Below are 15,330 nucleotides of genomic sequence, written 5' to 3' on the forward strand. Positions count from 1 at the left end.
TCTTTTGAAGAAAATTTAGCCATAAAAAATGCACCTCCAATTGTTAATTATGTGTCTAACAATTGGGGTGCACTTCATTATTGATAGTCTTTTTAGGTAGATTTATAACAATTAATTACAATGTTTTTATATGTTGTTTACTATATACATTCATATTCGCCTTATGATCTTTAGCATAACCTATTACATGGCATATGTTTTTTGTACCAAGCTTTGTTAATGCATTTCGCCTTCGTAGGTGTTGAAGGTTTAGAACTATCCTTTAGTATAGTCATATCATTAGAACATCCTGCGATATTTAGACAGAATGTAGCTAATAAACACGATAGTAATAATTTATTCATATAATCACTTCTAATTCTTTAATAGTTAACATTTTTTCATGAAATAAGTTTCTTACTAATTTTACATTATATTAAAGCTCAGAAAATATTCTTATACTCATAAGTTATTACATTCGAGCTAGTGAGATTTTGTTAATAATAAAAGTGATTCTAGTCGAAGCAAGGCATTTAATTGCTGATAAAGGTAAAACTGCTAGTTATCTAATTCTCTCAGTCATTATGTATTTGATTTATTTAACACATGAACTAATAGCAGAAAATGAACGGAAAGGTACATATAGCTAATAATGTAGGGCCAATCCACATGGCCATGTTAAAAAAATCAATATAAACTATGTGAATTCTTTCTTCCAAAGAATTCGATATCTACAGAAAGGGATTTAAGGTTATTGTAAGGTAAATGAAAGTTACCTGAAAGAATCTCAGTTTAATATAAAATTATGAATTATCACAGGAGGGATGAAATAATGTTAAAGAAACTGGGAATAGGTTTAGTAACTTCCATAATTTTGTTGAGTACAAATGGTATTGCTGATGCATCTACTAACAGCGTACATGTAAAAAATGAAATGATATCTAAGAGCACAAAAAAGTGCAGTGACTGTTGGCGTGTTGGTCAATCTAGAACAGAAGATGGAGTTGCAGCAAAGCATACAACAATAGATGGAGAAAAAGTTGTCAAATATACAGTACAGGGCAATGGAAAGGTTAGAATGGATGTCATTGGTAAAGGATTTGCTGAAATTAAAGTAACTAGGGAGAATGGGAAAAGTGTATATTATCAGTTTGAGGTAATTTAATTAGTAATCAAATATAGGTTTTCATTTTAGAACGTTGCCTTCCTATAATTAGGAAGGCTTTTATTATTACATAAATAGGATAAAATAATAGTTCGCTAAATTGGCTAGGAACATAACTAAAAATGTCAGAGGAAATTTAGTAAATTGTTTCACATGAATCATCTTCTCTTGTTTGGATTAATACATATTAAAGTTTATTCTTTGCTTTTCTTTTATAAGAAAAAATAATGTATTTTTTCATTTTATTTTAAGGAGTATTTTGTTTGCTTAGCATGATAGCAATGTGGTGTCCCACTTATCATTATGACATTTGCACTGGCTATGGCTAAAAATGAATATAATAAGATTTTCTATGTAAAAGAAAAAATCTTAATTAGTTAAATTAGAATTATTTCTATAATTTAGATAGATGAGATGAATAGGTAGTTTAATTAGTTGACTATTTGAGCTGCATATTGTTCTAAATTTGCGAGTGGCTCCCAAAAAGAAGGAATTGTGGACGTACCACATGATAAAGTGAGAAGCTTTAAAATGTTTACCTTCTTCTAAATACAAGTTATACACACATATATTGATCTTATAAAGGTATATATTACACATAATATTATGTTAAAGGTGGCGAATTGTATCATGAAAAATTTTGTTCTCGAAAAAGAAAACATTATTCGTAAATATGGTGAATGGACCGCTTATGATATTAAATTAACGGATACTCTATATACAAGAGATATTCGACAACCAAATCCTGCATTAAAAAAAATTGTGACAATGATTCAAGATATCACACAATGTGATTTTAAAAATCTCCGAATCTTAGATTTAGCTTGTTTAGAGGGGCATTACGCTATTGAGTTTGCTATGCAAGGAGCAACTGTTGTAGGGATAGAAGGAAGAGAATCAAACATACAAAAAGCTATATTCGCTAAAGATTTATTAAGGTTGGAAAACTTAACCTTTTATCAAGATGATGTAAGAAATTTAAGCGCTGAAAAATATGGTCATTTTGATATTGTTTTATGCTCTGGTATTTTATATCATTTAGACTGCTCAGATGTATTCCCCTTTTTAGAAAAAGTGTATGAAGTATGCAAAAGGTTTGTAATAATTGATACTCATATCACTTCTACTCCTAATGTGTCAGTACTTTATAAAAATTATGAATATAAGGGACACACAATGCTAGAACACTCTGCTAATTCATCAATAGAAGAACGTTTAAAATCAAAATGGGCATCATTAGATAACGTTACTAGTTTTTGGATGACAAAATCCTCTCTATACAATTTTTTAACGCGAACAGGTTTCTCTTCTATAAATGAATCCAGAAGTTTAGTTCAAGAAGATAGGATCACTGTTGTAGCTTTTAAGAAATATCCAATAGAAATTAAAAGCTCTCCTGAAACAGAAAAATACATTGAACCCGATTATTTAGAATGCTAAAAACAACACTTTTAAGTTTAATAGTCTAATCACTCAGTATGAGTTAACACTATATGTCATTCAAGCTAAAAACTTAAAGTATCCCTAAACAAAATTATTAATTTTTTAAAAGCTATTTATATAAATGCAACCCGTTGTTTCTGTTTTGGGGGGCACTATAAAGTTTTAGCTTTATAGTGATGGGATAGCACCGCATTGCTATCAACTTAAAGAAATACTTCCTAAAACAAAAAATGAAAAGAATAATAAAAAAGCTTATCATTACGTGTTAAAGGATAAGCTTTTTTATTTTAGTGTAATTAGAAGTTTTGAAATTCTTTTACTACTTTCATAATAAACTTAAAGATGCTCTTTTCAACCTTGTAAAATTAACCCTTCATTATTTAAAAGCTGTAATATACCAAATAGCAACAACATTTCCATTTTTATCGAGTACTCTGCCTTCAGCTGCTCCTTCTTCATATGCTGTTACTACACCAGTTTTAGGGTTGACATAAATTTTATTTTCACTAAATAAGACATATTTGTATTGATTTCCGCTTGGCGTCATTGACCAAGGTTTCCCCACTTTAATGTGCATAAATTCACCTTGCACATCAGATACTTGATAAACCGATTTTGTTGATTCTGGATTGTTTACTGCAGCGTGAGTTTTAGTAGTAGCAAAAGTTCCTAAACCTCCAATTCCAATGGTAGCTGCTAACGCAATTCCAACAAATTTTTTCATGTGATAATGCCTCCTTTTTTAATTCATACCTGTATATTAAACGGTTAGTCTTTCATGTCACTTTCATTTACCTTACAATAACCTTAAATGGATTTTTGAAAATTCTGACCGATGCGAGGGAGAGTATGAAAAAAAATATATTAATCGTTGATGATGACAAAGATATTATTGATCTTTTAAAACTTTTTTTAGAAATGGAAAATTTTTTTGTTGTAGAGGCTTCAAATGGCGAAGTTGCCTTAAAGTGTCTAGAAGAAAATCATATTGATTTAGCTATTGTTGATATTATGATGCCCAAAATGGATGGTTATCAATTAATTAAAAAGATTCGTGAGACGTTACAATTCCCGATACTTATATTGTCAGCCAAATCTCAAGAAGTAGATAAAATTATCGGTTTAGGGATTGGAGCAGATGACTTCATTACAAAGCCATTTAGTGCTTTAGAAATTATAGCTAGAGTTCAAGCTCATCTTAGAAGGTCCTATGAATTTAATGATAGGGCTGTAGAAGGTAAGGAGAAGCAAATTCATATGGGTGATTTAGTATTAGATCATCATTCTTGTACACTCTATAAATCAAGCGAATCCATTTCTCTCAGTGCTACGGAATATAAAATCTTAACACTTTTTATGGAAGAACCAGGGAGAATATTTACTAAAAAACAAATTTTTGAAAATGTATGGTCGGATTATTACTGTGCAGATGATAATACGATTATGGTTCATATTAGTAGACTGCGAGAGAAATTAGAGGATTCTCCTAAGAATCCAGTTTATATAAAAACGATCCGGGGACTTGGGTATAGATTTGCTAGGAAGGAAGAACTTTATGAAAAATAAAGTTTTATATATCTTAATTAAAAATTACGTTATATTTGCACTAGCAATAGGTTTCACGGTGATAATCTTATTTATATTTTTGATGTACCAAACAGAAAAGCAACTAGGAGAGCTAAATAATTTAAAAGCAAGTGAAGTAGTGCGTGAAAACTTTAAAACTATTAATTCAGAATCAATAGAATCATTTGGTGGTTGGGTAGAAATTCTTAATGAAAATTTACAAGTTATCTATACCAAAGGGGAAAAGAAGGATAAGCTTTTATCATATTCACAAAGAGAATTTACTACTTTATTTTTTGATAATGATCAACTTCCTTATTATTCATCTGTAGCAACATTTGTAACGAAAAAAGGTGAAACATTATATTGCCTTGTTAAGGTTCCTAAAAAAGCAATAAAGTATGAATATACGTTTTCTGATAAAAATGAGGAATACGTATATGTTTTTTATAAGATATTACTTTCTACAATCGTTTTATTTTTTGTATTTTTCTCTATGAATGTATATATATTTAGTAGGCAAATTGCTAGGAAAATAACCAGGCCATTGGATAAACTAGCAACTGGATTTGAGGAAATTGCTAGTGGGAAATATGATAAAAGGTTAAACTATGAAACATATTTTGAGTTAATGCAAATACAGCATTCGTTTAATGTTATGTCGGAAAAACTCGATAAAATAGAGAAAGAGAAGAAGAGGTTGGAAGAAACCAAGCAGAAGATGCTTGTAGATTTGTCTCATGATTTAAGGACACCAATTACAACCGTTCAAGGTTATGTTGAAGCATTACAACTAGGGATCATTACAGAAAAAAGTGAAAGAGAAAGAACCTTGAATGTAATATATAATAAGATTCGAATCATTGCGGTGCTAACTGAAGATATTTTTGAACTGTCTAAATTAGAGCATTCTGATTACCCTTTTGAAGTACATCCAACTGATGTATCTGAGTTTATTCGTGAATTGCTTGTAGAATATTATGATTTATTTCAAGCGAAGCGCTTAATCCTTCAATATCAAATTCCCTCTAAAGAAGTGATTGCTCCAATTAACAACAGGCTATTATACCGGGCTATCTCTAACATAATATCTAATGCTCTACAGTATAATGCGGCAGGTACGACCGTTTTTGTATCGTTAATTGAAGATAAAACCAAAGTATATATAAACATTATAGATAATGGAATTGGAATACCTGAGGATATGAAACAGAGTATTTTTGATGCATTTGTTCGAGTAGATGATTCTCGAGAAAACAATGGGGGATCAGGTCTTGGATTAACTATTGCTAAGCATATAGTAGAAAAACATGGAGGGAGCATAAATTTAGATAGTACAAAGAAAAAAACACATTTCTGTATTTCTTTACCTAAATGCAGTGTGTAAATATCTTATGAAAAGTGTTAGTAAGTTAAATGGTTGAATAAAGAGAAAACGCACGATTTAGTTCCTTTAAACTTAACTCTGGTTCATATAAAATGGAAGCTTTACAGTTTACAAAATAAAAAAGGTGCTTATTTCAATTTCTTGTTTTATCATTTTAGTCAAGATAGTTCCTTTAAAACATGGTATAGATAATCAGTACGATTAAAGGAGAGATATTAGTCATTGCTTATCAATGGTAAGGTAGACGTATAGGATTTAACAAAGAACACATGCAACAATACAAATAATAATTTGTATGTGAACGTAAAAAATACCAAGACTGCCCTGGAGAGGAGGGGGGTCTTGGTATTTTTTTGTGAAGATTACGATTTTTTAAGTGATTTTCATATTCTGTTCACCATACTAACATCAAGTTCTTTAATTCAATCGTTTTAATTTCGCAAGTGTATTCTTTATCTTCCACATATCGGTGGGTAATCTTTGTATAAACTGATCTTATCTCTAAATCAGAATTGTTACCCCATCACCATGAAGTTAAAGTTTTTAAGGCCCCAAAAATGAAAAATATGCTATTCCATTTGTAGAATTATAGGAAGGGTGCGTATTTTTCTTTTTGTTTTGCTAACTTGATGTTAATGTGGTGTAACCTTAAGTATTTAAAAATTAAAAAATTCCCTTAATCATGTTAAAGGGACCTTGCTCACGCAAATGATCTGTAAATCAATTCATTTTTGATATACAGATCATTTGTATGATAATTTTTATAAATAATTGCTAAATAGTGAATTTACATAAATGCTTTTAGAAGTTCTTGAATTAATGGGATTGCTCCACCTATAAATTTTAAAACTGCCATTGCGATTTCCATATTATTCGCTCCTCTTTTTTCTTATTAAGATGTGGTGAATCTTTATAACTTTATTATAGTAAGCGCTTACAATTATAACAATACATTTATGTATGCAATATTGCATATTTATACATTAGGCCTCTATTAGCTATTTTTTAATGTTACCATAGCAAGGTGAGAGTCTATAAGGGTTCTCATTAATAGGAGGAAATATGGAAAGAGTGCAAGCGATTTACAGTAATCAAAAATTTAAGAGTTGGGTTAAACAGGTATTAGCTGTAGGAGGAATAATAGGGTGCTGCTATTTGGTGTTATATGTTTTCTGTTTCTTAGTTATCATGTAAATATTATACAACTAAACTAGTAGAGTCTTGCCTAGAGAGGTAAGGCTCTTTTATTGTAGTACCGGGAGATGAGCAAACTACATACAATAACTCTTAGGTTTTTCAGATCACTTTGTATGGTTCCTTGTTTAGAACACTAATTCCTATCATTGAAAACAGAATTCTATTGATAAAAAATATGTTTTTACTAGATACATATTAAAAAGACAAGCATAAATTATATTAGATTTTGGCAAAATCTTTTTGCCTTGGAAAAGGATTTAAATCTTACTGATAGATTTGATTCCTTTTTTATATACCATAATCCTTATATTACTACGTAAATATAATACAGTAATAATGGTTTAAAAGCAAGAATATTAGTAGGGGTACGTTCACACATCCATCAACTTAAGATTTTAAAGTAGCCCTTGAACAAAAAAATCTTTTTTTATTGATTGATAGTAAACAAGAAAGGTTAGCAAATCAACAACTAAGAGATTTCTTCAGGTAAGCTAATAAGTAATCTATCAAAACATCCTTTACAAAATTTACCGTTTTAGCCAAGAAGACTCCTTCCTCAAGGAGTGTGAAGGATCACAGCCCAGTGAGTAGGTGGGAGATGAATTGGCTTCGAACAAGGGATGACAAGAAGCCATCTTAATCAATAGCTAAACCTAATAATAAATTAATAAAAGAATGAGTTTTCCATTGTGTACGAATTTCAACATTTCCATAACAAAATTCATTAATAGTGGTTAAGAATGATTATATAGAAAATGGGAGTCATAGTGTAAATTTTTCTATAGATATTGATGGCTTAATATCTAACCCATATACCTGCGGAACAAACATTATTCTTAATAGCCTCATAGAGATTAAGAAACGTTATAAAAATTCTTGAAAGATTCTAAAACTGAGGATTCATTAAAAATACATTGGTAGCATAATGTGGTAGGGGAAATAAACGCTAAGGAAAAAGTATTATGTTTATTGCAAATGAAAATAAAATGTATGATCCTCAGGTAAGGGTGACAGTGGATTAAAACTGGAAAATAAAGTGTCCAGTAAATAAGGAAATATTAAAGGTAGAAGAACAGAACTTTTGAGTATTAGTGGAATCGCTCAGGAAGAAATAGTGACAGCGAAATTTAAAATTACTAATTTCTGTTCATCGATTCCGAACTTTGATGAAAAATACAAGTGAAACGCTGCTAAATAGCAGCGTTTCACTTAGTACATAAAATATATATTATTCCTTTTAAATTAACTATCAAAGTAGAGGTAGTATACCATTATCATAAAAAAATTAAGGAAAGTCCAGTACAATACCGAATCCATGCCAAAGAAGCTGTCTAATGAAATAATGTGTCTAACATTTTGGATTCACTTCAGTTATGTGTGCTTTTTTTACTAAATATCTAGAATGCATTATAATAAGTTGTTATCTTCTAGTAGTTGATACCAATCATCATTTTTATTACCTACAGTATCACTAATTCCTCCAGCTTGAACAAATTTACTACCTAATTCACAATATTTTCTCCCTAAATAGTAATGTTGTAAGAAATTATTCAAATTACCATAGGATTCAATAACAAAGTTTTGATCAATTAAATCCCCAAACAAACAAGAAACTTCACCATTAATTTTATTAATAAATAATGGATAGTTTTCTATTTTTCCTATACATATCCAATTATTAGTACCACCTGGCATATCATCGGTATAAAACTGAATACTATCAAGTTTTTCATGACCAAATATAGTTATTACTCCGCCATTTAATATTTCGTATTTTCCTATAATAAAATAATAATCTTTTAAAACACCTTCCTCTAATTTTTTGTCAAAGTTGTCTTGTATTTCTATTATTTCCCCAATCAGCAAACTAAATGGGTCATTACCTAAAATGTCTTTAATTAATTCTATTTTTTCTAATACTGATTTGTCCATTTTCTACTCCCTCTCAATATTTATCTTCACTCTCGAACCATAAGGGGCATCTTTTAATTGTACTCCTAAAATTCCACCAATTCGTCTATTTGTAAATTGATCCATGAATTGAAGGTTACTTCTAACGTCTTCTCCATTAAGGCCTAAATCCCAGCGGTGATCTGGATCCATATCATACTTTACTTTATCGATTAATTCTTTTGCTAATTTTTTATCTTTTGGATAATAGATTTCAATAATCTTTTTTATAACATCCTTTCGATACTGTTTTGTAACTTGAGGATCTCTAATAGGTTTTGTCTTTTGTAATAAGTTTGCATCACTCAAATCTTGTAATTTTTTCACTTTACGATCAAAATCACGTAAATTCATATCACGAAATTCATTGCCCCATTTTACATTATTTTCGAATTTTATAGTTACTTCGTAATACTCACCTAATTCATCTACTTTTTTTACAGCGGGGGGAATCTTTCTTTTTCCTATGTTTTTTCCAGATTTACTTAATTTACTTTCCCCACTGTTAATTCTTATAAAAAAATCTTTAGACGGAGAAATTTCACTTTTAAGTGGGCTTGTACCGGCAAAAGCAAATCGATCTTTTAATGGTAAGTGGCTTGAAATATAAGGTGTATCACCTGAAAATTTCGTTAACTTTACAGAGTCTCCAAGGGAAGTTACTTTTCCAATTTGGCCTGCTCCTTTATCTCCAATCCATCCTAAACCAAACTCCATAAAAATATTTGTTCCCCATTGTGTACGACTTTCAGCATCGCCATGCCAAAATTCATTCATAAAAGTGTCTGAAAAAGTATTTATCATGGTATAAGCGGTTTCTATAGGATGACCTGCAGCATATTTTAGGTTTTCCTTTGTCACTGTATCGTCTAACGAATTGTATGTCTCTACTAAATCGCCAATAAATTTTCCAGATCCATTCCAAACCCCTTTTATAAACTTTTCTAGTATATTCTTTTCAGAAGAACTACTTAATAGTATACCAGATTCGATTAGATTATTTGTTTTTATACTATTATCTAATCGAATATTATTGTCTAGATATTCATGAATAGAATCTGCCCATTCCATATTTATTCTTTGTGTACTAAATGTACCGCTTGCAGGGCTGAAGCCTTTTCCACTTTGAACCTCAGCAAGGCCTGCAGCGATACTAGCCGCTAATTGAATCGCGGTAGCATAGTTATTACTAGATGTTTGATTAAATTCATATAGATGTTCTAACTTTTCCTGGATTTTACGGCGCATCTCAATAAATAGGTTAACCATTGCATCCATATCCGGTAGTGGCATAATTTGTTTTGTAACTTCAATACTTGCTATCATTCGGTCAATCTCTCGGATTTGTTCTAATAGTTCTTGTTCAACTATATCTGTTGAGGCGACTCTTGATTGAAACTCAGCAGGAAAAGATTCATTTTGATGGAGTAATTCTTCACATAGGTAAATAATCCCCTGTGCTAAAGGAAGAAACGTTTCTGCAAAATACATTTTCGCACTATCATAAGTCTGACCCTGTAGGACAGAATCACCAACAAAACTGTCGATAGACTGGATTACTTGCTCCATACTTTGTATAGTAGCAGTACAAAAAGCATACATAGTGTTTGTTTGGGATTGTACCTCTCCAAGATACATATTTAAACTCATAAATTGGCCTCCCTAGCAAGTTTTTGTTTTTGATGAGTGAGGTCATTTTCTAGATTGTATAATTTTTGTTTCTCTTGAATTAATGTTTCCTTTTGTTCTTCTAATTTATAAGAAAGGCTTCTTTCAATTTGTTGAGTTTCTAATTGTATATTGGTAAAAAAGCGAAAGAGTTCTTTATCACCATGCCATGTTTCTAAAATACGATGAAAAAAGCGATGGCTGCGTATTTTTAATTCTTGAAAGTCTGCTTCTGCTTGTTCTTGTGTTTGTATTGCGCGTTGATTTTGGTATTGTTCCTCGGATAGATTCATTAGATTTTGACTCAAGACCTTCATTTTTTGTTCTATTTCTTGATTCATTTTTTCCGCCTACCTTTTTGCTTATATATAAGTTAACAGAAGGGATAAAGGAAAAATTCTTAAAAAAGCTAAAAATTCTTCTGTAATTCGTTGTCCATTCGTTCAAACTCTGTTGCTACAGACTGTATATTGTCAATGGATTGCTGAAAGGCAGAAAGAAATTGTCTAGTTAATTCTAATGCTTGCTGGTTTGCTTCCTGCGCTTTGGAATTCACGATTAAAGTTGTACGTGTTGCGTGCGTTATTGATTTACCTGTTGCATTTTGAATTGCGTCAGAAGCTGCTCTCATTTGAGTAGCAATTTGTTCAGCTTTTTGAACATTACTTTGAAAGATTGCCATTATAATATAACTCCTTACTTCAATATGTTTTTTAATAGTAAAAAGAAAGGGCTATGTATTTTATTATGTTTAATATTAAATTAGCAGTATTTTCATATGTTTTAAAACATAGCCTTATATTAATTGATTGATCCATAAAATGGAATACGATATTAATTATACCAATAAATCACTAGATTTACTTAGGCGAATTTTAGCTTTCATACAAAATCATTCATTTTATAATAAAGCACATTATATTGTAGCCTAGAAGGATAGTAGAGCTGTGGAAATACAAAAATTAATGAAGGAGTTTGAAATAGCCCCTAACTCTGCTGTTGCAGCAATTCAGAAAATCAGAATAGGGTTATGGGTTATTGGAGAGCAGTATAAAAATAAATCAACTAAGGAATGGAACTTGAGTAAATAACATAGCATATAGGAGGAAAAGCATGAAGATTTGGCAATAAAACTTTCTGATTTATGGGGAGAAATTTTTATTGAATGTGTAGAAGGGGGATAAATAAAGTGACTGTCCTATGTTTGGGGAGAAACTGGTACCTTGATGGTTAGTGAAAAGGCAAAAGAATTATTAAAGTCTATATTAGGTGCTAATGTTGAATTCTTACTTTTTGTAAGCAAATCAATTAGTGAGGAATATTATTTAGTTCATGTTTTGAATGTACTAGATGCAATTGATAGTAATAAATTAATTTTTAAAAAAAACTGATTACAGATTTAATAATAGGATGTGAAAAGTTCACATTTGATTGTAATGTTGTTCAAAATGAAATAATTTTTAAGGTTTATATAAATGGAAAAAACTATCCTACGGCTGTTTTTATTTCTGCCGCGTTGAAAGTTCTTATTGAACAAAGTGATTTGAAAGATTTTGAATTTATTGAGGTATGGGATTCAGAGGCGGGTGCGTAAAGAAATTTAATAAAATCAGATTATTGATGTAAATTCATACCCTAAAAAGTAATAAATAAAAATATAAGAGGCTTCTGTATTTGCATAAGCCTTTTCTTAGGTTTAAGCGCAGAAAGCTTGAAGGATATGAATGATACCGATATAAATTATGAATTTAATGTAAGCTATAGAGAAATGATTGAAGCAGGAGTTAATCAGAAAACTGCTAGAAAGGTATTGGTAGATGCTTATAAATATTTTGATAGTTTGGGGGGATGAGAAATGATATATTTATCCAATGTTTCTGGTTTAATAAAAAATAATCCAGCAAATGATATTGAAATTCAAGAAATAGAAGATGTAATGAAAGTTGAATTACCAAATGTACATAAAGATTTATTGAAATATACAAATGGTTTTTCTATAGGTGGAGGATTAATAATTTATGGTACTGATGATATTATAGAACGAAATGAGACTTGGGAAGTAACAGAATATGCAAATGGTTATGTTGCTATTGGTGATGATGGTAGTGGCAATGTTTTTTTAATGTCACAAGGTGCAGATGTACGAGCAGTAAGGGCTGTTGATTCTGGTGATATGAATCTAAATCATGCCACTGTAGTTACATTAGATTTTATTGATTGGGTAAATACGGGGTGTTTGAATCAAAAAATACAGATAATAAAAGAAGAAATCCCTGATACGTGTAATATAGTTTTAATAGAAATTCCTAATGGAGGATTAAAAGATTTAGTAAAGATAAAAAGTGTACTAGCACTTGATATTTCAACAGGGGAACTATTAAAAGGATTGAAAAACCTTCCTTTTACACTAGTAAAAGGAGCTCCATATGGTAAAGCAAAAAAATTAATTGAAAAATTAGGATCTGTTGGTTTAGCACTAAATAAAATACCAATGGATAAAAAATAATTAATGTTATATATAATTTGAAATTATGCTTTTACACAAATTGGACTTGGACTTATTGGTGATAAGGGGACAAGTAAAGTCACTACATTAGCAAAAGGTGCAAAATTCTCTACAGGAATGTCTTCTTTCGCAAATAAATTGCCACTGACGGATCGGTTGGCATTTGCAGGTGCAAGTGGATTTGGAAGCAATCAAATAAAAACATTTGAAGTTTTACGCAAAGCTCGTGAAACATTTATGTTTTCTAAAACTAGTGGAAGAAGTAAAGTTAAGGATGTACAAGAAGTAATTCAGGAATATGCAGATAAAGTTTTTGATAGAGTTGAGATGAAAAATGAATATCCCGATTCCTATTCAGCATCTCAAAAACTGCGTGCAGAACTTAAAGATGCAGGAGTTGAAACACCGCCATATCCTAATGCAACACATCATATTGCACCTTGGAAGGATAAAAGGGCAAAACAAGTGCAAGAGCTATTAGAAGAGTTTGAAATACACCATGATTCAGCGGCTAATGGAGTATTTTTACCCTATAAAGTGAACGATTATGTGACACTGAAGCGCTACATATAGGTAATCATAGTCCAGAGTATATAAGGGAAGTATACAGAGTATTAAGTGAAGTGAAACGCTTTGGGGGTAATCAAGAAGATGCAGTTGCTGCCTTGCATAGTATAAGAGAGAGGTTATTGGATGGTAGTTTAAAACTAAATTAATTTAACCAATCATAGATACTTAATAATTAAATTCTGAAGGAGTAAAAAGGTATGAAAATTTGGCAATTAAAAAGCTTATTTGATAACTATCAATCTTTTCAGCTACTAAATTTAAAAGAAGACCGTAAAAAATATTTTGATGGGAAAATTGATTTGGCAATAAAACTGTCTGATTCGTGGGGGGGAATTTTTATTGAATGTGTAGAAGGTGATAAAAAAAGTGACTGTCCTATGTTCTGGGGAGAACTTGGTACACCAATGATTAGCAGAAAAGCAAAAGAAATATTAGAGCCTCTAATCTGTAATAATGTTGAGTTCCTTCCATTAATTCATGATGTTACAAGTGAAGTTTATTACCTAATAAACGTTCTAAATACAGTTGATGCAATTAACTACAATAAAGCAGTTTTGGAAAAACTAAGTACAGGGTTAATAATAGGGTTCGAAAAATACGCATTTTTAGCCAATAAAGTTGAGGGGCAGATAATATTTAAAACATTTTTAAATCAAAGATTACATTCTTCTACTGTCTTAGTATCTGATGAATTTAGAAATACAGTTTTAGAAAACAATTTGAAAGGTTTCGAATTTGTTGAGGTATGGGATTCAGAAGAGGGTGCGTAAAGAAATCTAATCTAATTTAATTAGATTAGTAATGTGAATCCATATCTAATAGAGTAAAAAATAAGAAGCTTATGCACTTGTATAAGCTTTTTATTATGAATAAGTATAGAAAGTGATGGTAATTTATATTCAAGATATATTTTAGAATCACAAAGTAAATAGTAGTAAACGATTTTTTGTTACGTAATATTCTATTTTACTTTAGAAGATAAAAGAATAGTTAAGGGGAATAAGGATGAAAATATGGGGATTAAAGAGTGTATTAGATAACTATGAGTCTTTCCAGTTATTAAATTTTGAAGAAGATCACAAAAAATATATTGATGGAAAAATAAATTCAGTAACTCATTTAGCAAATTCATGGGGAAATATATATATATAGTGTATTGAAGGAGATATTCATAGTGATATCCCTAAATTTTGGGGAGGAACTGGTGCTCCAATGATTAGTGAAAAAGCCAAGCAAGTACTTGAACCTTTAATAGGTGATAATGTTGAATTTTTACCACTCTTACGCAATTCAACTAGTGAGGTATATTACTTGGTCCACGTGTTGAATGTACTAGATGCGATTGATGGTGATAAAGCAATCTTTAAAAAACTGATTACAGGCCTTATAGTAGGTTGTGAAAAGTTCGCATTTGATTTTAATATAGTTCAAAATGAAATGATTTTTAAAGTTTACATAAATGGAAAAATTCATCCGACGGTTGTCTTTATTTCAGACGAGTTGAAGGCTCTTATTGAACAAAGTGAATTAAAAGGTTTTGAATTTATTGAAGTATGGGATTCGGAAGAGGGTGCCTAAATAATCTAATTTAATTAGATACCCCTATATCTAATATAGCAAGAAATAAAAAGCTTATGCAATTGTATAAGCTTTTTATTATAAATAAGTAAAGGTTCAGAAACAACAACATATTACTCAGTAGTAAAGGAGAATCGTTATATTGTCTACACCCTATCCTTGAAATATTTAGCGAAGTTTTCTTTCATTACATTCTTTATCATTCTACTTGTCATTTTTTTAAACTTAATAGAAAGTCCCCTAGTTGCTTCTTATAGAATAACATACACCATTCTTATTTCTAGTATATAACTATAATAGAATGCAACTGTATCACTTAAG

The 15,330-nt window shown here is 30.4% G+C and carries 13 protein-coding genes and 4 pseudogenes; 11 read left to right on the forward strand and 6 right to left on the reverse strand.

The window, feature by feature from the left end:
• The first annotated feature begins 811 nt into the window (after positions 1 to 811).
• Both AB6801_RS30815 and AB6801_RS30820 read left to right on the forward strand, forming a co-directional pair.
• Positions 812 to 1,144 carry a hypothetical protein gene (locus tag AB6801_RS30815; RefSeq protein WP_000914230.1) on the forward strand — a complete coding sequence of 111 codons (333 nt, stop codon included), beginning with the start codon at positions 812 to 814 and terminating at the stop codon, positions 1,142 to 1,144.
• A gap of 630 nt (positions 1,145 to 1,774) precedes the next feature.
• Positions 1,775 to 2,584 (forward strand): class I SAM-dependent methyltransferase, encoded by an 810-nt coding sequence (locus tag AB6801_RS30820; RefSeq protein WP_141530663.1) that lies wholly within the window; start codon positions 1,775 to 1,777, stop codon positions 2,582 to 2,584.
• Between the two features lie 379 nt (positions 2,585 to 2,963).
• Here the strand turns inward: AB6801_RS30820 and AB6801_RS30825 are convergent, their stop codons facing one another.
• Complete coding sequence (locus tag AB6801_RS30825) at positions 2,964 to 3,311, reverse strand: hypothetical protein (protein WP_000714877.1); 348 nt, start codon at positions 3,309 to 3,311, stop codon at positions 2,964 to 2,966.
• 125 nt (positions 3,312 to 3,436) lie between these two features.
• Here AB6801_RS30825 and AB6801_RS30830 point away from each other — a divergent pair, with 125 nt between their 5' ends.
• Together AB6801_RS30830 and AB6801_RS30835 are read left to right on the forward strand one after the other, a co-directional pair.
• The gene (locus tag AB6801_RS30830; protein ID WP_088346499.1) at positions 3,437 to 4,153 is read left to right on the forward strand and encodes a response regulator transcription factor; all 717 of its coding nucleotides are present in this window, start codon (positions 3,437 to 3,439) and stop codon (positions 4,151 to 4,153) included.
• Positions 4,143 to 5,540, forward strand: coding sequence for a sensor histidine kinase (locus tag AB6801_RS30835; RefSeq protein ID WP_098853423.1), 1,398 nt, complete (start codon positions 4,143 to 4,145; stop codon positions 5,538 to 5,540). Before AB6801_RS30830 ends, AB6801_RS30835 begins: the two co-directional genes overlap by 11 nt.
• Positions 5,541 to 6,327: 787 nt before the next feature.
• Here the strand turns inward: AB6801_RS30835 and AB6801_RS30840 are convergent.
• From AB6801_RS30840 to AB6801_RS30860, 5 genes and pseudogenes are all read right to left on the reverse strand, one after another.
• Positions 6,328 to 6,514 (reverse strand): annotated as a pseudogene (locus tag AB6801_RS30840) (hypothetical protein).
• A gap of 1,630 nt (positions 6,515 to 8,144) precedes the next feature.
• The gene (locus tag AB6801_RS30845) at positions 8,145 to 8,669 is read right to left on the reverse strand and encodes a hypothetical protein (protein WP_000361639.1); all 525 of its coding nucleotides are present in this window, start codon (positions 8,667 to 8,669) and stop codon (positions 8,145 to 8,147) included.
• A gap of 3 nt (positions 8,670 to 8,672) precedes the next feature.
• Positions 8,673 to 10,337, reverse strand: coding sequence for a T7SS effector LXG polymorphic toxin (locus AB6801_RS30850; protein WP_088362542.1), 1,665 nt, complete (start codon positions 10,335 to 10,337; stop codon positions 8,673 to 8,675).
• Positions 10,334 to 10,696 (reverse strand): DUF3958 family protein, encoded by a 363-nt coding sequence (locus tag AB6801_RS30855; protein ID WP_001070984.1) that lies wholly within the window; start codon positions 10,694 to 10,696, stop codon positions 10,334 to 10,336. Before AB6801_RS30855 ends, AB6801_RS30850 begins: the two co-directional genes overlap by 4 nt.
• Positions 10,697 to 10,764: 68 nt before the next feature.
• A complete protein-coding gene (locus AB6801_RS30860; protein WP_025689740.1) occupies positions 10,765 to 11,037 on the reverse strand; it encodes a TIGR04197 family type VII secretion effector in 273 nt (90 codons plus the stop codon).
• A 265-nt stretch (positions 11,038 to 11,302) separates the two neighbouring features.
• Here AB6801_RS30860 and AB6801_RS30865 point away from each other — a divergent pair, with 265 nt between their 5' ends.
• The 7 genes and pseudogenes from AB6801_RS30865 to AB6801_RS30895 all read left to right on the forward strand — a co-directional run bounded on the left by AB6801_RS30865 (position 11,303) and on the right by AB6801_RS30895 (position 15,009).
• Complete coding sequence (locus AB6801_RS30865; RefSeq protein ID WP_165375049.1) at positions 11,303 to 11,446, forward strand: hypothetical protein; 144 nt, start codon at positions 11,303 to 11,305, stop codon at positions 11,444 to 11,446.
• 42 nt (positions 11,447 to 11,488) lie between these two features.
• A pseudogene (locus AB6801_RS30870) lies at positions 11,489 to 11,949 on the forward strand (imm11 family protein); the annotation flags it as partial.
• 126 nt (positions 11,950 to 12,075) lie between these two features.
• Positions 12,076 to 12,207: a hypothetical protein gene (locus AB6801_RS30875; RefSeq protein ID WP_257144115.1), complete on the forward strand. Its 132-nt coding sequence runs from the start codon at positions 12,076 to 12,078 to the stop codon at positions 12,205 to 12,207.
• Positions 12,208 to 12,210: 3 nt separating this feature from the next.
• Positions 12,211 to 12,861 (forward strand): SMI1/KNR4 family protein, encoded by a 651-nt coding sequence (locus tag AB6801_RS30880; protein WP_061884945.1) that lies wholly within the window; start codon positions 12,211 to 12,213, stop codon positions 12,859 to 12,861.
• Between the two features lie 21 nt (positions 12,862 to 12,882).
• Positions 12,883 to 13,577, forward strand: a pseudogene (locus tag AB6801_RS30885) (AHH domain-containing protein); the annotation flags it as partial.
• A 51-nt stretch (positions 13,578 to 13,628) separates the two neighbouring features.
• Entirely contained in the window at positions 13,629 to 14,201 is a 573-nt protein-coding gene (locus AB6801_RS30890) for an imm11 family protein (protein WP_000708202.1), read from the forward strand.
• 235 nt (positions 14,202 to 14,436) lie between these two features.
• Positions 14,437 to 15,009 (forward strand): annotated as a pseudogene (locus AB6801_RS30895) (imm11 family protein).
• Positions 15,010 to 15,330 lie beyond the last annotated feature (321 nt).

This window comes from Bacillus sp. RCC_6_1 (genome assembly GCF_041360755.1).
GTDB classification, from domain to species: domain Bacteria; phylum Bacillota; class Bacilli; order Bacillales; family Bacillaceae_G; genus Bacillus_A; species Bacillus_A cereus.